This is a genomic window from Pseudomonas sp. UBT (assembly GCF_050915955.1).
Taxonomy (GTDB): Bacteria; Pseudomonadota; Gammaproteobacteria; order Pseudomonadales; family Pseudomonadaceae; genus Aquipseudomonas; species Aquipseudomonas antarctica_A.
Window position 1 is genome coordinate 4,528,225 of sequence record NZ_CP168079.1, and the last position, 18,346, is coordinate 4,546,570.

Here is an 18,346-nt window from a genome sequence, read left to right on the forward strand (position 1 = left end):
CACATTTCTAGCTGACCCACCGCTATCGCAGGCAAGCCAGCTCCCACAGTTAGCGTTGCGTCAACCTTGCCGCCAGCGCCTTGGCCTGAATCGCCACATCAGTCACCGCCGTGCTTTCCCACCACATCCCGCGTAACGGCGGGCCCATGGCGAACAGACGCTGGCTGACCTTGCCTTCGGCATCGACAACCGCGCCCGACACATCCGCCGCAATCCCCAGCGCGAGCGGCCCGGGCTGGATCAACCCGCGCTTGAGCAACTGCTGCGGCAACGGCCGGGCCACGCGGCGCCAATCGTATTCAATGCCGCTGGAATTGATCAGTGCCGCGCCCACCACCTGAGTGACCACCTGCTCGCCGCGACGACGCACGTTGATCGTCACTGCGTCATCGGACGCGACCAGGCCCTTGAACGACGCCGCCTGAATGCGTAGTCGCCCTTCCTCCTGCAACCGCGCCACCAACTGCGCACTCAACGGCGGCGAGCGATGGTGATGGCTTTCCCACCAGGGCCGTACATGGCGCACGAACTGGCGTTTCTCGCGCTCACCAGCCTGGCTCCACAGGCGAGCGATATGCGCGCGCACAGTGTCCAGCGGCGCCTGCCAGTCGATGCCCTGGGCCTGCGCGATGCGGCATTGACGGCGCACCTCACGCAGCAATTGTCGAGGGCTGCGCAGGCCGGGGTCAGCGGCGAGGAAATCCTCCCAGCTCGGCGGCTGTCGGCGCACATGGGGCAACAAACCGTGGCGCGAGAAAATCTCGATCGGCCCACGATGACCGGCCTGCTCCAGGGATACCACGGCATCCACCATGGTCAGCCCGGAACCAATGATCAGCACCGTCGATTGCGGGTCGATCCGGGTCATGGCCTGGACGTCCCACGGGTCCACCGCCGCTGCGTTCAAGCCGCTGGACTCGGTCTGTGGTGTGCGCGCCGCCGGGAACATACCGGTGGCCAACACCGCGTAGGCGCCGCGCAGTTGCTGGCCGTTATCGAGGGTCAAGCGTGTGGAGGTTTCGTCCACGATCAGGTCGACCACCTCGGCACGAATGTGCTCGACCGTGGACGCTGACAGCGCCTTAGCCTCCGCCAACCTCTGCTGCGCGTACACACCAAAAATCCCGCGTGGCGGGAACAGCTCACTGATCGGCACAGGCTGCTGGTGCGCCTGCGGCCAACCACCGGCGTCAAGGTAGCCGGTGAGCCATTGCGTCAGGTCATCCGCGTTATCCGGGTCGACACTCATGCGCGCGGCGTTACCATTGAGGGTGTGGCCCAATTCGACGGCGCTGTAGGCCTCGCCACGGCCAAGCTCGGCGCGCGGTTCGATCACCAGGATGTGCCGCTGCCCGGGCAAGCGCAGCAGTTGCACCGCCAACATCGTGCCGCTCAGACCGCCACCGATGATCAGCACATCAGCGTTGCGGATGGATTCAGTCATGCACATTCGCCCTTACTGTTTACCCAGATAAATATCATGCAAATCGCCCCGCGCCAGCAACTCTGTGGCGCTGCCACTCAAGGCCACCCGACCAGTATCCAGCACGTAGCCCTGGGACGCATAGTTAAGCGCGACGTTGATGTTTTGCTCGGCGATCAGAAAGCTCACCTGCTGCTCGCGGTTGAGCTGCGCGATGATCTCGAAAATCTCCTGCACGATCATCGGCGCCAACCCCATGGACGGCTCGTCGAGCAGCACCAACGTGGGGCGTGTCATCAATGCCCTGCCGATGGCAACCATCTGCTGCTCACCGCCAGAGGTCAGCCCGGCGCGGGTATGGCGCTTGGTCTTGAGTCGGGGGAACCAGGCGTAGAGGCGTTCCAGGTCGTGTTCCATGTCTTTGCGGCTCAGGCGCCGCACAAAGCCGCCGCTGCGCAGGTTGTCTTCCACGGTCAATTGGCCGAACACATGCCGGCCTTCCAACACATGGACCATGCCCTGGCGCACGCGCTGGCTGGGGTCGATGCCGGCCAGATCGCGGCCTGCATACTCGATCATGCCGCGGCTGACTTCGGCCCGCTCGGCACGCACCAGCCCTGAAATCGCCTTGAGCGTGGTGCTCTTGCCGGCGCCATTGGCGCCGAGCAAGGCAACGAAGGCGCCCTTGGGCACCGTCAATGAGACCCCGGCGACCGCCAGGATCGCGCCGTCGTAGATCACTTCGATGTCGTTGACCGTCAGCAGCGACGGGTGCGCGGGTTCAGCGGCGGGCTGACGCATGGCTTATTCGTCCCCCGTGCAGGTGCGCGGCGTCAGGCCTTTTTCCTTGGCGAACGCGGCGGATTTTTCATCGATCAATGGGCGCAGCAATGCACGGTCGGCGGCGATCCAGTCGCTGATCAGCGTCCAGTTGGCACCGTCCCACTGTTGCACCCGCGCCGAGCCGCCACCTTCGTGGTCGCGGCACGACAGTTTGAGGTTCTGCATCAGGCCCAGGTAGCCCATGGCTTTGAGACGCGCGTCATCGATGTTCAAGTGCTCCAGGCCCCAGCGACCTTCTTCACCATTCAATGGGCGCTTGCCGAACCTGGCCTGGGCGGTGCGAATCGCTTCCACGGCCACGGCGGCGTTTACCAGACCCGAGTTGTAGTAGACGCTGCCGAAGTTTTTCAGGTCTTTGAGGTCGCTGTGCCCCTTGTCGAGGACGGACTGCTTGAGGCGTTTGTGGATCTCGAAATCGGCACCGGCCGGGTATGGCGTGAGCGCCAGGTAACCTTTGGCAGCGGCGCCTGCGGGCAACACGTCTTCGCTGGAACTGGCCCAGATATCGCCGATGATGTGGTCCACCGGGAAGCCGAAACGCGCAGCGGTTTTCACCGCCACCGGGGTCGACACACCCCAGGTGCGCAGGAACACCCAGTCCGGGTTGGCCTGGCGTACCTGACGCCACTGCGCCGACTGTTCGTTGCCGGGGTCCGCCACCGGAATCTGGATATTTTCAAAGCCGTATTTCTCAGCCAACAGTTTCAACGGGCCGAGGGTTTCACGCCCGTAGGCCGAGTCGTGATACACCGTGGCGATCTTCTTGCCCTTGAGTTTGTCGAAGCCACCCTCGCGTTGGGCGATGTAGTTCACCAAGGTCGACGCTTCGCTGTAGAAGGTCAGCATCACCGGAAAGTTATACGGGAACACCGTGCCGTCGGTGGCTTCGGTGCGGCCGTAGCCAAGGGTAATCAGCGGGATCTTGTCCACCTCCGCCCGCTCGCTCAGGGCATAAGCGGCCGGCGCACCATTGGGCTGATAGACCGCAACCGGCGCGCCATCCAGGCCATTCTTGAAGCGCTCGTAGCACTCGATGCCCTTCTCCGCCGTCCATTCGGTCTCGCATTCCTGCCACACCAATTTGACGCCGTTGATGCCGCCTTCGACCTCATTGATATAGCGCAGGTAATCGATCATCCCGGCCCACACCTGCACGCCACTGGACGCGTAGGCGCCCACACGATAGGTAGCCAACGGGATAAATTGCTGGTCGGGCGACGCCACTGCCTGGGGTACCGCACCGGCCAGGGCAGCCAGTGCGAAGGCCGCGCCGACCAGAGAACGTTTGAAGGTTGCACGCATATTGGATGCTCTTGAGGGAATGTTAGAAGCGCAGCGGCCACTGCCGCAGACGGTCACGCAGGTTGTGCAGCAGGCGGATCAACCCCTCGGGTTCCTTGATCAGGAACACGATGATCAACACGCCAAAGATAATTTTCTGCAGGTTCTGCAACTGCCCCGCGTCCACCGAACCACCGAACAACGCCTGCCCGGCATGGCTGAGAAAGATCGGCAGCAGACTGATAAAGGCCGCGCCCACAAAGTTGCCGGCGATGCTGCCCATGCCACCGATAATGATGATGAACAGGACCTGGAACGAACGGTTGATGTCGAAGCTGCTCGCGCTGGCGGTGCCCAGGTAGGCGAAAGCCCAAAGCGCGCCGGCAATGCCGAGATAGAACGAACTGACGGCGAAGGCCAGGCGCTTGTAGCGCACTACCGGGATGCCGACCACGGCGGCGGCGGTGTCCATGTCGCGAATCGCCATCCAGTTGCGGCCGACCTGGCCGCGGACCAGGTTGACGGCGGTCCAGGTCAGCAGCAGCACCGTGACCAGGGTCAGCAGGTAGCGGCCCAGTGGCGTATTGAGGTCATGGCCGAACAGTGCGAGTTTTGGCGCGGAAATGGTGCCGGAGGAACCGTAGTTGTAGAACCAGGGGAATTTGACGAACAGCCATTCCAGGAAGAATTGCGCCGTCAGCGTCGTGACCATCAAGTAGAAGCCCTTGATCCGCGAGCTGGGCAGCCCAAATACCAACCCCACCAATGCACTGATGATCCCGCCACCGAGCAGCGCCACCGGCAAGCCCAGCTCCGGCAGGCGCAGCAGAAAGCCGTAGGTGGCAAACGCACCGACAGCCATGAACCCGGCCGCGCCCACCGAGGTTTGCCCGGTGTAGCCGGTCAACAGGTTCAAGCCCAGCCCGGCCAGTGACAGCACCAAAAATGGAATCAGGATCGCATTCAGCCAATAATCATTGCCCCACAGCGGCACCACGATAAAGGCCAGCACGAACAGGCCGATAAGGCCCCAGGGCACACGCCGCTGAATCAACAGCAACGGCGCAGTTTGTTGAGCAACGGGAATCGACATGGTTTCAGACTCGCTCGATGGCGCGCTCGCCGAACAGGCCGGCGGGACGGATATACAGGAAGGCCAGGGCCAATACATAGGCGAACCATGGCGTGATGCCGCCGCCGATCAGCGGGCCGATATACACCTCGGCGAGGTTCTCCGCCGCGCCGACAATCAGCCCGCCGACGATCGCCCCGCCGATCGAGGTAAAGCCACCGATGATCAATACCGGCAGAGCCTTGAGCACCACCAGCGACAGGGAAAACTGCACGCCCTGGCGCGCGCCCCACAACAGGCCCGCCACCAGGCCGACGATGCCGGCCACCGCCCAGACGATCTGCCAGATGCGGTTGAGGTTGATGCCGATGGACAACGCCGCCGTGGTGTCATCCGCCACCGCACGCAGCGACACACCGATGCGCGTCTTGTTGAACAGCAGCGCCAGCACGGTCACCAGCACCACGGCGGCTGCCGCGGCGATCAGGTCGAACTGGCTGAGCATCAGCGGCCCGACAAACAGCGGCACATCGTCGATGCCCAAATCCAGCGCGCGCACCTGCGAGCCCATCACGCCTTGGGCGAGGCCTTCGATAATGAACGACAGGCCCAAGGTGGCCATGAACAGGGTGATCTGCGAGCGATTGACCAGCGGCCGCAATACCAGACGCTCGATGAGCAAGGCGCCAACGATCATCACAATCACCGTCAGCAACAACGCCAGGGCAAACGGCACACCCTGGTCATGCAGGCTGACAAAGGTCAGCGCGGCAAACAGCAGCATCGAGCCCTGGGCGAAGTTGAACACGCCGCTGGCCTTGTAGATCAGCACGAAGCCGATGGCGACCAGCGAATACAGGGTGCCGGCGAGCAGGCCGCCGAGCAGGGTTTCGAAGAAGAACGTCATCAGTGCGTAACTCCCAGATAAGCCGCGATCACATCCGGGTTGGCCTGTACTTGGGCGGGCGTGCCGTCGCCAACCTTGCGTCCGTAGTCGAGCACCACCACATGGTCGGACAAGCCCATGACCACGCCCATGTCGTGTTCGATCAACACCACGGTGGTGCCCAGGTCGCGGTTCACGTCGGCGACGAAGCGGGCCATTTCCTGTTTTTCCTCGGCATTCATCCCGGCCATGGGCTCATCCAGCAGCAACAGGCTGGGGCTGGCGATTAACGCGCGGCCAAGCTCTACGCGCTTTTGCAGGCCATAGGACAGGTTGCCCACCAGCACATCGCGATGGGCTTGCAGTTCGAGGAATTCGAGAATGCCTTGAGCACGCAGGCGAAACGCTTCGGCCTCTCGACGCGCGCGCGGCAAGTCGAGGGCTTGTTCAATAAAGGTGGTGCGCATATGCCGCGACAGGCCGGTGAGGATGTTGTCGAGCACGCTCATCTTCTTGAACAGCGCGTTGTTCTGGAACGTGCGGCCGATGCCGCGACGCGCGGCGCCCAATGGGTCGATGCGGTGGAAGTGGTGTTGCTCAAAAACGATTTCACCAGCGTCAAAGCGATACACGCCGTTAAGCACGTTGAGCAACGAACTTTTGCCGGCGCCATTGGGGCCGATCAGCGCACAGATTTCGCCGCGCTGCACCTCGAAGGACAAGGCATTGATCGCCTTGACCCCTTTGAACGACAGCGAGATATCCCGCACCTGGAGAATGGCCTGGCTCATGCGATATCCCGTTTGAATTCAGCCAGCCATGCTGGGTCGTTGTGGGGCTTTTGCGTGCTGGGTGGCTGCCAGATGTAAGCCAGGCGCTGGAAGCCCAGCAGTTTGCGCACGCGGTTTTTGATCAGGCGCCGCACGCCACTTTGCGGGTGCGCAATGGCCCAATCGCACAGGCGTCGACGCCAGGTGCCGGGGGGCGCGAGGCGACGCTCGATAGCGTCGGCCACATGCTGCAAGCGCTCGGGCGACAGCAGCAGGCCGGTCGGCGCGACCTCGCTGCAATCGCGCCGGGCCGAGGCGAGGCTTTCCGGAAATGCCAGGCCGTGGCCGCTGTTCAGCCATTGCTCCAGGACCTCCTTCAGGCCGCCTTGCCAGTGAGTGCCCTCCTCACTCCACAACACGGTTTCACCGCTTGATTGCCACCAGCGACGCAGATGTTGCGCCGGGTCTACCGGGCCGAGCAGTTGGTTAAAATCCAACAGGTTGGCGGACTGCCAATGCCGCACTTGCTGACGCCCCTGCGCATAAGAATGGGTGGGATGAATGCGCCATAGCTGCTGGTACAGGGCTTCGGGCTCCAGGTCATCGGCCAGGGTCAATACTTGCCCGCCGATAGACTGTGCGGCCAGCGCCAACAGCAACAGGTTGGGCTCGAAAGCACCGCTGAGGGCCAGCCGCGATTGCGCGCCGAAACCCTGCTGGCGCAGGCCGTCGGCCAGGCGCTCCACATCGCGCAAGGCATCGATCCAGCGCCACGCATACCACTGGCCCTGGCGCTTGTGCCGCAAGGCGATGTGCAGCGGGGTAATCTGCGCCCAGTGGTGCAATTGCGCCTGGGCTCTGGGTAAATGGTCGAGCCGTTCAGCGGGCCATTCCAGCACCTGCGGACGTTTGAGTTCGTGCACGCTCATAGGGGTAATACTCCTATTGGGTGGTTAAGCGTGCGGTGGTCCGCTGGCTGAATTATTTGGATCGACAACGATTAACTGTGGGAGCTGGCTTGCCTGCGATGGCGGCGTGTCAGTTGGCAATTTTCCAGCTGCCCCACCGCCATCGCAGGCAAGCCAGCTCCCACATGCATTGAGTTTGTTCAGTTAGAGGGTGGTCGCTTTGAGGTCGCGATAGCCGGCACCCGGATGGTTCGACGCCAGCCGCGCGCCCTCGCCGAACAGCTTTTCGCGCAAGGTCCCCTGGGCGTATTCGGTCTTGTACACGCCGCGCTTTTGCAACTCCGGCACCAGCAAGTCCACGGCGTCGATAAAGGTTTCGTGGGTCAGCGCGTAGGCCAGGTTGAAGCCGTCCACATCGGTCTCTTCGACCCACTCCTGCAACAGGTCAGCCACGGTCTCGGGGCCACCGACAAACAGCGGGCCAAAGCCGCCAATGCCAACCCAATCGGCCAGCTCGTTGGGTGTCCAGACTTTGTTCGGGTCCGCCGTGGAGAAGGCTTCCACGGCCGATTGAATGGCATTGGTGTGCACATGCTTGAGCGGCTCATCCGGTTTGAACTGGCTGAAATCAATGCCGGTCCAGCCGGAGATCAGCGCCATTGCACCTTCGTAACTGACGTAGGATTTGTACTCCTCGAACTTGGCTTTCGCCTTGGCGTCGGTCTCGCCGACGATCACCGTCTGCAAGTTGAAGATCAGGATTTTCTTCGGATCACGCCCCGCCTCAGCGGCGCGGCGGCGGATGTCGGCGACGGTCTTTTTCAGCAGCACCTTGGATGGCGCGGCGACGAACACGCACTCGGCCTGTTCGGCGGCGAACTGCTTGCCACGGCTGGACGCACCGGCCTGGTAGAGCACCGGCGTGCGCTGCGGCGATGGCTCGCACAGGTGAATACCGGGCACCTGGAAGTGTTTGCCAACATGGCGGATCTCGTGGATCTTGCTCGGGTCGCTGAAAATCCGCCGTTCGCGGTCACGCAGTACGGCGCCCTCTTCCCAACTGCCTTCCCAGAGTTTGTAGCAAACTTCCAGGTATTCCTCGGCATAGTCATAGCGCGCGTCGTGTTCGGTCTGGGCTTTCTGGCCGAGGTTCTTGGCGCCGCTTTCCAGGTACGACGTGACAATGTTCCAGCCAACGCGGCCCTTGGTCAGGTGATCAAGCGTGGAAAGCCTGCGGGCAAACGGGTACGGATGCTCGAAGGACAACGATGCGGTGAGGCCAAAGCCCAGGTGTTCGGTGACCAGGGCCATCGGCGCAATCAGCGACAAGGGATCGTTGACCGGCACTTGCGCGGCCTGGCGAATCGCCGCGTCACCGTTGCCGTTGTACACATCGTAGATACCCAGCACGTCGGCGATAAACAGCCCGTCGAATTTGCCGCGTTCAAGGATTTTCGCCAGATCGGTCCAATATTCCAGGTCCTTGTACTGCCACGAGCGGTCACGCGGATGCGCCCACAAGCCGGGGGATTGGTGGCCGACACAGTTCATGTCGAAGGCATTCAAACGGATTTCACGGGACATCAAAGCACTCCGTTGAGGTGGTAGTTGCCGACAGCCTGGTATTTGCGGCGCAGCGGGTCGTCGAGGGTCGACGGCAGCGCGGTGCGTTGGCCGGTCAGTTCGAATTCAGCATTGCTGGCAGCAATGAGGGCTTCGGCGGCGGCGATTTGTGCTTCGATCAAGGCCACGGGGCTGGGATGGGTTTCGGCGCGTTCCAGCAGCGCGGCGGCCACGTCGATGCGAATCTGCACATCGCCGAAGCGGCTGATCACATAGGGGTCATCGCTGGCCTGGACAAAGCGTCGACTGTTCTCCAACAGTTGGCGCGCCTGATGCAGTGGGTGGTTCAGTGTATGGCTCAGTGCTTCGTTGAGTGCGGTCATGGGTCAGGCTCCTCAGTTCCAGGCGTGGCGTGCAGGCTTCACGCCGTTGAGCACAAAGTTGCCGATCAAGTGGTATTTCCAGCGTGCCGGGTCGTGCAGGGTGTGGGTGCGCGCGTTGCGCCAGAAGCGATCGAGGTTGTGCTTGCCCGTGACCGAGCGGGTGCCGGCCAGTTCGAAGAGTTTGCTGCTGGCGAGCAAAGCGGTTTCAGCCGACAGGACTTTGGCCTGGGCGACCACCAGCGAGGCGTTGGCCACGGTGTCTGCATTCGGCTCGGCCAGGGCCAGGTCAACCGCCTTGCCGGCTTTGGCGAGGATGGCTTCGGTGCCGTGCACGCGCCACTCCAGGTCGCCAATGGCCGCAATCGTGAACGGGTCTTGCCAGCCGTGATCCTGCTGGCTGTCGATCCACGGGCGTGCCTGGCGCGCATATGTTTTCGCCTGTTCCAGAGCGCCCAGGGCGATACCGGTATCGACGGCTGCCTGGATAATCTGCGAGATCGGGCCGTTGGCGGTGGGTTGGTCGAAGGCCAGGTGTGCGGGGATGACCGCACTCAGCGGCACACTGACGCCATCCAGCGTCACGCCGCCACTGGCAGTGGTGCGCTGGCCGAAGCCGTCCCAGCTGTCGACGACCGTGAGGCCCGGCGCATCGCGTTCGACGAACGCGATGAAGGCCTGGCCGTTTTCGTTGTTGCCGACGGTGGGCACGAGATGGGCGAACAACGCGCCGGTGCAGTAAAACTTTTCGCCGTTGATTTGCGCGGTGTCGCCCTCGAAACGGATCTGGGTGTCAAACGTGCCGGCGTTTTTGCTCTTGGCCTCAGAGAAGGCGTTGCCGAATCGGTAGCCCGCCAGGACCTTGCCGAAGTAGTGACGCTTTTGTTCCGCGCTGGCGGTTTGCAGCAGGATGTCCACCACGCCCAGGTGATTTTGCGGGATTTGCCCCAGGGACGGGTCGGCGGCGGAGATCAACTTGATCACCTCGGCCACGGTTACATAGGACACCTCGGCGCCGCCGTAGGCCTTGGGAATGGTGATACTCCACAGGCCGCTGGCAGAAAATTCGTCAAGCTCGTCGACGGGCAGGCGCCGCTCGCGGTCGCGCACGCTGGCGTCGACGGCAAAGCGGGCGGCCAACCGAGTGGCGACCTCAATGGCTTCAGCGTCCGAGCGGATGATATGGGCAGGGTGTTGAGGATGGGCTGACATGGGCCGACTCCAGGCTCCGATGAGATACCTGGGTGATTGCAGGAGTCGTGCCTGAATTTAATCAGCAATAAAATCAGTGAGTTGCTGGTAAAACACGGCGATTGACCACGCGTCAAACCAGCAAACTGTGCATCTACTGTTGCCTGGTAAACAGTTAGATCACCACGTTGCGCACAAAGCGCACGGCCACCTCACCGTCATTGCGATAACCGTGGGCCTGACGGCTGGCGAACATGTAGAACTCGCCGGCGGCGACGTGCTGTTCTTCGCCATCCAGAATCAGCGTCAGGCAGCCTTCGAAGACGAACAGCTGCACGCTCCAGCCTTCCGGGTCTGGCTCGGGGTTGTAACGATCACCTGGTTCCAGGCGCATCTCCCACAATTCCACTTCGCGGCGCGCGGTGGCTTTGGCCAGCAATACGGCTTTACTGCCGGGAATATCGCCGGCCCAGGCCAGCTCGTTGATACGGCTATGGTCACCCGCATCCGGGGCCTGGATCAGGTCGCTGAAGGCCACGTCCAACGCTTCGGCCACACGGTCCAGAGTGGACAGGCTGACGTTTTTCTCGCCCGCCTCGATAGCCACCAGCATGCGTCGGCTGACCCCGGACTTCTCCGATAGCGCGGTTTGGCTCAAGTCGGCAGCATGCCGCAGACGACGAACGTTCTGGCTGACGTGTTGCAGGACCGAGGCCCGTTGTGGATTTTCTTTGTGCACTATATTGCTCAATAGGTAGGTGTGCGCAGTATACTGCCCAGCGTGCGGCGCATTGTGCGGTCCGTGCCTTTCCCTTGCAAGACCGAGCCGCCATGACCGCCCCGAACGCTTCCACACGTTTCAACCGTTTCAGCAAAGCCGAATGCATCCTGGTGGTCATCACCATGATTTGGGGCGGCACGTTTTTGCTCGTGCAACACGCCATGACCGTCAGCGGCCCGATGTTTTTTGTCGGCCTGCGATTTGCAGCGGCGGCCATCGTGGTGGGTTTCTTTTCATTGCGCACCCTGCGCGGCCTGACCCTGTTTGAATTGAAAGCCGGCGCCTTCATTGGCACGTCGATCATGTTCGGCTACGGCATGCAAACCATCGGGCTACAGACCATTCCGAGCAGCCAATCGGCGTTCATTACTGCGCTGTATGTGCCGTTTGTCCCGCTGCTGCAGTGGCTGGTGCTGGGGCGCCGGCCGGGGCTGATGCCGGCCATCGGCATCATGCTGGCGTTTACCGGGTTGATGCTGCTCACCGGCCCGGCCGGCGCCTCGCTGAACTTCAGCCCTGGCGAAATTGCCACGTTGATCTGCGCAGTGGCGGTGGCGGCCGAAATCATTCTGATCAGCGCGTTTGCCGGGCAGGTGGATGTGCGTCGCGTGACCGTCGTGCAATTGGCCACGGCATCGCTGTTGTCGTTTTTGATGGTGGTGCCGATGGGTGAGGCATTGCCGGGGTTCTCCTGGCTGCTGCTGTTCAGCGCCGTGGGCCTGGGCTTGACCAGTGCAGTGATCCAGGTCGCGATGAACTGGGCGCAGCAAAGTGTATCGCCGACACGCGCCACCCTGATCTATGCCGGTGAACCGGTGTGGGCAGGCGTGATCGGGCGAATTGCCGGTGAGCGCTTCCCGCCGATTGCGATGGTCGGGGCGGCGTTGATTGTGGCGGCCGTGATTGTGAGTGAGTTGAAGACGAAGGGGCAGAAGGCGCTCGAACTACGCGATGAAAGGGAACAGGAACAGCAAGGGTAAGGTCAGACTGCTGGTGGTGGCTGTCAGATCGCCATCGCGGGCAAGCCCGGCTCCCACAGTGTAGGGTGTTGCTTGCTGGAATGGGTTCACTTGAAACAATGCTAAACCGGGGTTTTCGGCCTACCTTGTAGGATCCTGCCACACCTTGCCGTTTGGTGATCGAGAAAGCGGCACGTATGATGCATCCCAAACTCCCGCAGATTAGAAGCCTATGTCCCTGATAGTTCTACTGCTGCTGCCTTTTATCGGCAGCTGTCTGGCGGCCTTGCTGCCGCATAATGCACGTAACACGGAATCCCTGCTGGCCGGCCTTGTGGCCTTGGTCGGCACTATTCAAGTCGCCCTGCTCTACCCCCAGATCGCCCACGGTGGCGTGATCCGCGAAGAATTCATGTGGTTGCCCAGCCTTGGGCTGAACTTCGTGTTGCGCATGGACGGGTTTGCCTGGCTGTTCTCGATGCTGGTGCTGGGTATCGGCACGCTGGTGTCGCTGTATGCGCGCTACTACATGTCGCCGGACGACCCGGTGCCGCGTTTCTTCGCATTTTTCCTGGCCTTTATGGGCGCCATGCTCGGCCTGGTGATTTCCGGCAACCTGATCCAGATCGTGTTCTTCTGGGAACTGACCAGCCTGTTCTCGTTCCTGCTGATCGGCTACTGGCACCACCGCGCCGACGCCAGGCGCGGGGCTTATATGGCCTTGATGGTCACCGGCGCGGGCGGTTTGTGCCTGCTGGCCGGCGTGATGCTGCTGGGGCATATCGTCGGCAGCTATGACCTGGACCAGGTGCTGGCGGCGGGCGATCAGATTCGTGCGCACTCGCTGTACCCGGTGATGCTGGCCCTGGTGCTGATCGGCGCCTTGAGCAAAAGCGCCCAGTTCCCCTTCCACTTCTGGCTGCCCCACGCGATGGCGGCACCGACTCCGGTTTCTGCCTATTTGCACTCGGCGACGATGGTGAAGGCCGGCGTGTTCCTGCTGGCCCGCCTGTGGCCGTCGCTGTCCGGCAGCGAAGAATGGTTCTGGATCGTCGGCGGCGCCGGCGCGATCACCCTTCTCCTCGGCGCTTACTGCGCCATGTTTCAGAATGACCTCAAGGGCCTGCTGGCCTATTCCACCATCAGCCACCTCGGGCTGATCACCCTGCTGCTGGGCCTCAACAGCCCGCTGGCCGCCGTCGCTGCGGTGTTCCATATCCTCAACCACGCGACCTTCAAGGCCTCGCTGTTCATGGCGGCGGGCATCATCGACCATGAAAGCGGCACGCGGGATATCCGCAAGCTCAGTGGTCTGGTGCGGCTGATCCCGTTTACCGCGACCCTGGCAATGGTGGCCAGCGCATCCATGGCCGGCGTGCCGTTGCTCAATGGCTTCCTGTCCAAAGAAATGTTCTTCGCCGAAACCGTGTTTGTTTCATCGACCGCCTGGGTGGAAATCGCCCTGCCGATGATCGCGACCATCGCCGGCACCTTCAGCGTGGCGTATGCGCTGCGCTTCACAGTCGACGTGTTCTTCGGCCCGCCCGCAACCGACCTGCCCCACACGCCTCATGAACCGCCGCGCTGGATGCGCGCACCGGTTGAGTTGCTGGTATTCACGTGCCTGCTGGTGGGGATTTTCCCGGCCCAGGTAGTCGGTTCGATCCTCGCCGCCGCCGCACTGCCGGTTGTCGGCGGTGTACTGCCCGAGTACAGCCTGGCCATCTGGCACGGCTGGAATGCACCGATGATCATGAGCCTGGTGGCCATGTCCGGCGGCGTGGTGCTGTACCTGCTGCTGCGCAAGCAACTCAAGCGCGGTCGCTTCAAGTACCCGCCCGTCATCAGCTACTTCAACGGCAAGCGCATGTTCGAGCGCAGCCTGGTAGTGATGATGCGCGGCGTGCGCAAGATCGAAAAACGCATCAGCACCAAGCGCCTGCAAACTCAGCTGTTCCTGCTGGTGCTGGCGGCGGTGGTGGCCGGCCTGATCCCAATGCTCAACAGTGGCCTCAGTTGGGGCGACCGGCCGAAGATCCCGGGTTCCATCGTATTCGTCACCCTATGGCTGCTGGCAATCGCTTGCGCCTTGGGCGCCGCCTGGCAAGCCAAGTATCACCGGCTGGCAGCCCTGACCATGGTCAGCGTGTGCGGCATGATGACGTGCATCACCTTCGTGTGGTTCTCGGCGCCGGACCTGGCGCTCACGCAACTGGTGGTCGAAGTGGTGACCACCGTGTTGATCCTGCTGGGCCTGCGCTGGCTGCCACGACGCATCGAAGAGGTGTCGCCACTGCCCAGTTCGCTGCGTAAGGCACGCATCCGTCGCCTGCGTGACTTCCTGCTGTCCACCGTGGTGGGCGGCGGCATGGCGCTGTTGTCCTACGCGATGCTGACCCGCCAGACGCCCAACGATATCTCCTCGTTCTACCTCAGCCGCGCCCTGCCCGAAGGCGGCGGGAGCAATGTGGTGAACGTGATGCTGGTGGACTTCCGTGGCTTCGACACCCTGGGCGAAATCACCGTACTCGGTGCTGTGGCGCTAACCGTCTACGCCCTGCTGCGTCGGTTCCGCCCCTCGAAAGAAAGCATGCAACTGCCCGCACAACAGCGCCAGTTGGCGCCGGACGTGGCCACCGACCTGGTCAACCCGCGCCAGGCCAGCGACACCGCCCTGGGCTTCATGATGGTGCCGGCGGTGCTCGTGCGCCTGCTGCTGCCGATTGCGCTGGTGGTGTCGTTCTATCTGTTTATGCGCGGCCACAACCAGCCGGGTGGCGGGTTCGTCGCAGGCCTGGTGATGTCGGTGGCGTTTATCCTTCAATACATGGTGGCCGGCACCCAGTGGGTCGAGGCACAGATGAGCCTGCGGCCGATGCGCTGGATGGGCTTCGGCCTGCTCTCTGCAACATTGACCGGGCTTGGCGCATTGTTTGCCGGGTACCCCTTCCTCACGACCCACACCTGGCATTTCAGCCTGCCGGTGCTGGGCGATATCCATATTGCCAGCGCACTGTTCTTCGACATCGGCGTGTACGCCATGGTCGTCGGTTCGACGCTGTTGATGCTCACCGCCCTCGGTCACCAATCCGTGCGGGCCCATAAACCGAGCAACCAGGCGAAAGCCGTTGCCGCAACGGAAGGAGCCGCCTGATGGAAGAAGTCATCGCAATTGCCATTGGAGTCCTGGCGGCCTCCGGCGTCTGGTTGATCCTGCGACCACGGACGTTCCAGGTGGTGATGGGCCTGTGCCTGCTGTCGTACGGGGTCAACCTGTTCATTTTCAGCATGGGCAGCCTCTTTATCGGCAAGGAGCCGATCATCAAGGACGGCGTGCCGCAAGACCTGCTGCACTACACCGATCCCCTGCCACAAGCCCTGGTGCTGACGGCGATCGTGATCAGCTTCGCCATGACCGCCTTGTTCCTGGTGGTGCTGCTGGCTTCCCGGGGCCTGACCGGTACGGACCATGTGGACGGCCGGGAGCCCAAGGAATGAATTGGGTCAACCAAATGATCGTTGCGCCGATCCTGCTGCCACTGCTGACGGCCGCACTGATGCTGATGCTGGGCGAAAAACGTCGCCCGCTGAAGGCAAAAATCAACCTGTTCTCCAGCATTGTCGGCCTGGGCATTGCCATTCTGCTGCTGTACTGGACGCAACAAGGCGGCCCCGGCTCAATCGGCGTGTACCTGCCAGGCAACTGGCAGGTGCCGTTCGGCATCGTACTGGTGGTGGATCAACTCTCGGCATTGATGCTGGTACTCACCGGCATTATCGGCGTGAGTGCGCTGCTGTTCGCCATGGCCCGCTGGGACCGTGCCGGTACCAGTTTTCATGCGCTGTTCCAGATCCAGATGATGGGCCTGTACGGCGCCTTTCTCACGGCAGATTTGTTCAACCTGTTCGTGTTCTTCGAGGTGCTGCTGGCCGCGTCCTACGGCTTGATGTTGCACGGCTCGGGCCGCGCGCGGGTGTCGTCAGGGCTGCATTACATCGCGATCAACCTGCTGGCGTCGTCGCTGTTCCTGATTGGCGCGGCGATGATCTACGGCGTGACCGGCACGCTGAACTTTGCTGACCTGGCACTGAAAATCCCGCTGGTGCCGGAGGCGGATCGCGGCCTGTTGCACGCAGGCGCGGCGATTCTGGCGACGGCATTCCTGGCTAAAGCCGGCATGTGGCCGTTGAACTTCTGGTTGGCGCCCGCCTATTCCTCGGCCAGCGCACCGGTGGCGGCGATGTTTGCGATCATGACCAAAGTTGGCGTGTACACCGTGCTGCGCCTGTGGACCCTGCTGTTCTCAGGCCAGGCCGGTGCTTCGGCGCTGTTTGGGGGCGACTGGCTGGTGTACGGCGGCATGGCGACCATTATCTGCGCGGCGCTGGCGATGTTGGCCGCGCAACGGCTGGAGCGCATGGCGAGTTTGAGCATTCTGGTGTCGGCCGGGATCCTGCTGTCGGCCGTGGGTTTTGCCCAGCCAAGCCTGACCGCCGGCGCGTTGTTCTATCTGGTCAGCTCAACCCTGGCCTTGAGCGCGCTGTTCCTGCTGGCTGAGTTGATCGAGCGTTCGCGCTCGGCCAATGACCTGCCGTTGGATGAAGAAATCGATGCCCTGCCCAAAGCCATGGAATCTCTGCATCCGCGTCCCGGCGTCAACCTTGATGACGAGCAGAAAGCCGTGGTCGGCCAGGTGATTCCCTGGACCATGGCCTTCCTCGGCTTGAGCTTTGTCGCCTGTGCGCTGCTGATTATCGGCATGCCGCCGTTGTCCGGGTTTATCGGCAAGCTCAGCTTGTTGAGTGCGCTGGTCAACCCAATGGGCCTGGGTAACGCGGTGGATGAACCGATCCGGCCGGCCGCCTGGGGCCTGGTGGCGCTCCTGATCCTGTCCGGCCTGGCTTCGCTGATCGCCTTCGCCCGCCTGGGCATCCAGCGCTTCTGGACCCCGGAAGAGCGTCCATCGCCCCTGCTGCGTCGCTACGAGTGCTTGCCGATCTTCTTCCTGCTCGGCCTGAGCATCATTCTGACCTTCAAGGCCGAACCGTTGATGCGCTACACCCAAGCCACCGCCGAGAGCCTGAACAATCCGGAACACTATGTGATGGCGGTAATGGCGACGCGTCCGATACCGAGCCCTGAAGCCAAAACCGCGGCGTTGGAGGTGCAGCCATGAAGCGTCTGTTGCCTGCCCCATGGTTGTCGCTGGCATTGTGGGTGTTGTGGCTGGTGCTGAACTTGTCGATCAGCCCCGGCAACCTGTTGCTGGGCGCGCTGCTGGGTTTTCTCGCGCCGCTGCTGATGGCACCGCTGCGCCCGTTGCCGATCCGCATCCGCCGCCCAGGCGTGATCATCCGCCTGTTTTTTCGGGTGGGGCGCGACGTGATCGTTTCCAATCTGCATGTGGCATGGGGCGTGTTGGTCTGCGGCTCGCGGCCACCGCGCTCGAGGTTTGTGAAAATCTCGCTGGACCTGCGCGACGCCAACGGCCTGGCCGTGCTGTCGATGATCACCAGCGTCACGCCCGGCACCGTCTGGTCGGAACTGGCGCTGGACCGCAGTATTTTGCTGATCCACGTGTTCGACCTGGATGACGAAGCGCAGTTTATCCAGCACTTCAAACACGCCTACGAGCGGCCCCTGATGGAGATCTTCGAATGAGCGCCCTGCTCTCCAATGCGATCCTGCTCAGCCTGTTCCTGTTTTCCCTGGCGATGGTGCTGACGCTGTTACGCCTGTTCAAAGGCCCTTCCGCGCAGGACCGGGTCCTGGCGCTGGATTATCTGTACATCCTGGCGATGCTGATGATGCTGGTGCTCGGCATTCGCTATGCCAGTGACACCTACTTTGAAGCGGCGCTGCTGATTGCGCTGTTTGGCTTTGTCGGGTCGTTCGCCCTGGCCAAATTCCTGCTGCGTGGCGAGGTGATTGAATGATGCCGTTATGGGTTGAAGTGAGCGTGGCGCTATTGCTGGTGCTGAGCAGCCTGTTTGCGTTGATCGGTGCAATCGGGTTGCTGCGCATGAAGGACTTTTTCCAGCGCATGCACCCACCCGCGCTGGCCTCGACGCTGGGCGCGTGGTGTGTGGCGTTGGCGTCGATTATCTACTTTTCGGTACTCAAGTCCGGGCCGGTATTGCACGGGTGGTTGATTCCGATTTTGTTGTCGATCACGGTGCCGGTGACCACGCTGCTATTGGCGAGGACGGCGCTGTTCCGTAAGCGCATGGCCGGCGATGATGTGCCTGCCGAGGTGAGTAGTCGCCGAGCCAAATAGCCGAGCGACTC

General features: G+C 62.3%; 18 protein-coding genes. 7 read left to right on the forward strand and 11 right to left on the reverse strand.

The window, feature by feature from the left end:
• Nucleotides 1-49 precede the first annotated feature (49 nt).
• The 11 genes from ACDZ94_RS20900 to ACDZ94_RS20950 all read right to left on the reverse strand — a co-directional run bounded on the left by ACDZ94_RS20900 (nt 50) and on the right by ACDZ94_RS20950 (nt 11,056).
• Nucleotides 50-1,444, reverse strand: a complete 1,395-nt coding sequence (locus ACDZ94_RS20900) for an FAD/NAD(P)-binding protein (protein ID WP_432750744.1) — start codon at nt 1,442-1,444, stop codon at nt 50-52.
• Nucleotides 1,445-1,456: 12 nt separating this feature from the next.
• The gene (locus tag ACDZ94_RS20905) at nt 1,457-2,224 is read right to left on the reverse strand and encodes an ABC transporter ATP-binding protein (protein WP_432750745.1); all 768 of its coding nucleotides are present in this window, start codon (nt 2,222-2,224) and stop codon (nt 1,457-1,459) included.
• Nucleotides 2,225-2,227: 3 nt separating this feature from the next.
• Complete coding sequence (locus tag ACDZ94_RS20910) at nt 2,228-3,568, reverse strand: ABC transporter substrate-binding protein (RefSeq protein WP_221295101.1); 1,341 nt, start codon at nt 3,566-3,568, stop codon at nt 2,228-2,230.
• Between the two features lie 22 nt (nt 3,569-3,590).
• The gene (locus ACDZ94_RS20915; protein ID WP_432750746.1) at nt 3,591-4,640 is read right to left on the reverse strand and encodes a branched-chain amino acid ABC transporter permease; all 1,050 of its coding nucleotides are present in this window, start codon (nt 4,638-4,640) and stop codon (nt 3,591-3,593) included.
• Nucleotides 4,641-4,644: 4 nt separating this feature from the next.
• Nucleotides 4,645-5,526, reverse strand: a complete 882-nt coding sequence (locus ACDZ94_RS20920) for a branched-chain amino acid ABC transporter permease (protein ID WP_064452944.1) — start codon at nt 5,524-5,526, stop codon at nt 4,645-4,647.
• Nucleotides 5,526-6,296, reverse strand: coding sequence for an ABC transporter ATP-binding protein (locus ACDZ94_RS20925; RefSeq protein ID WP_432750747.1), 771 nt, complete (start codon nt 6,294-6,296; stop codon nt 5,526-5,528). The genes ACDZ94_RS20920 and ACDZ94_RS20925 overlap by 1 nt, the downstream gene beginning before the upstream one ends.
• Entirely contained in the window at nt 6,293-7,204 is a 912-nt protein-coding gene (locus ACDZ94_RS20930; protein ID WP_432750748.1) for an AMP-binding protein, read from the reverse strand. The genes ACDZ94_RS20925 and ACDZ94_RS20930 overlap by 4 nt, the downstream gene beginning before the upstream one ends.
• Nucleotides 7,205-7,387: 183 nt before the next feature.
• Entirely contained in the window at nt 7,388-8,767 is a 1,380-nt protein-coding gene (locus ACDZ94_RS20935; RefSeq protein WP_064452947.1) for an LLM class flavin-dependent oxidoreductase, read from the reverse strand.
• The gene (locus ACDZ94_RS20940; RefSeq protein WP_221295105.1) at nt 8,767-9,129 is read right to left on the reverse strand and encodes an acyl-CoA dehydrogenase; all 363 of its coding nucleotides are present in this window, start codon (nt 9,127-9,129) and stop codon (nt 8,767-8,769) included. Before ACDZ94_RS20940 ends, ACDZ94_RS20935 begins: the two co-directional genes overlap by 1 nt.
• A 12-nt stretch (nt 9,130-9,141) precedes the next feature.
• Entirely contained in the window at nt 9,142-10,338 is a 1,197-nt protein-coding gene (locus tag ACDZ94_RS20945) for an SfnB family sulfur acquisition oxidoreductase (RefSeq protein ID WP_432750749.1), read from the reverse strand.
• 154 nt (nt 10,339-10,492) lie between these two features.
• Nucleotides 10,493-11,056 (reverse strand): helix-turn-helix domain-containing protein, encoded by a 564-nt coding sequence (locus ACDZ94_RS20950; RefSeq protein WP_407016719.1) that lies wholly within the window; start codon nt 11,054-11,056, stop codon nt 10,493-10,495.
• A gap of 92 nt (nt 11,057-11,148) precedes the next feature.
• On the opposite strand from ACDZ94_RS20950, the gene ACDZ94_RS20955 reads away from it, so the two are divergent.
• The 7 genes from ACDZ94_RS20955 to ACDZ94_RS20985 all read left to right on the forward strand — a co-directional run bounded on the left by ACDZ94_RS20955 (nt 11,149) and on the right by ACDZ94_RS20985 (nt 18,335).
• Entirely contained in the window at nt 11,149-12,078 is a 930-nt protein-coding gene (locus tag ACDZ94_RS20955; RefSeq protein ID WP_064452951.1) for a DMT family transporter, read from the forward strand.
• A gap of 211 nt (nt 12,079-12,289) precedes the next feature.
• Nucleotides 12,290-15,211, forward strand: a complete 2,922-nt coding sequence (locus tag ACDZ94_RS20960) for a monovalent cation/H+ antiporter subunit A (protein ID WP_407016717.1) — start codon at nt 12,290-12,292, stop codon at nt 15,209-15,211.
• Nucleotides 15,211-15,555: a Na+/H+ antiporter subunit C gene (locus ACDZ94_RS20965; RefSeq protein WP_007986256.1), complete on the forward strand. Its 345-nt coding sequence runs from the start codon at nt 15,211-15,213 to the stop codon at nt 15,553-15,555. Before ACDZ94_RS20960 ends, ACDZ94_RS20965 begins: the two co-directional genes overlap by 1 nt.
• Nucleotides 15,552-17,234, forward strand: coding sequence for a monovalent cation/H+ antiporter subunit D (locus ACDZ94_RS20970; protein ID WP_064452953.1), 1,683 nt, complete (start codon nt 15,552-15,554; stop codon nt 17,232-17,234). Before ACDZ94_RS20965 ends, ACDZ94_RS20970 begins: the two co-directional genes overlap by 4 nt.
• Nucleotides 17,231-17,719: a Na+/H+ antiporter subunit E gene (locus ACDZ94_RS20975; protein ID WP_064452954.1), complete on the forward strand. Its 489-nt coding sequence runs from the start codon at nt 17,231-17,233 to the stop codon at nt 17,717-17,719. The genes ACDZ94_RS20970 and ACDZ94_RS20975 overlap by 4 nt, the downstream gene beginning before the upstream one ends.
• Nucleotides 17,716-17,994 carry a K+/H+ antiporter subunit F gene (locus tag ACDZ94_RS20980; protein WP_064452955.1) on the forward strand — a complete coding sequence of 93 codons (279 nt, stop codon included), beginning with the start codon at nt 17,716-17,718 and terminating at the stop codon, nt 17,992-17,994. The genes ACDZ94_RS20975 and ACDZ94_RS20980 overlap by 4 nt, the downstream gene beginning before the upstream one ends.
• Nucleotides 17,991-18,335, forward strand: a complete 345-nt coding sequence (locus tag ACDZ94_RS20985; protein WP_221295109.1) for a Na+/H+ antiporter subunit G — start codon at nt 17,991-17,993, stop codon at nt 18,333-18,335. The genes ACDZ94_RS20980 and ACDZ94_RS20985 overlap by 4 nt, the downstream gene beginning before the upstream one ends.
• Nucleotides 18,336-18,346: the final 11 nt, after the last annotated feature.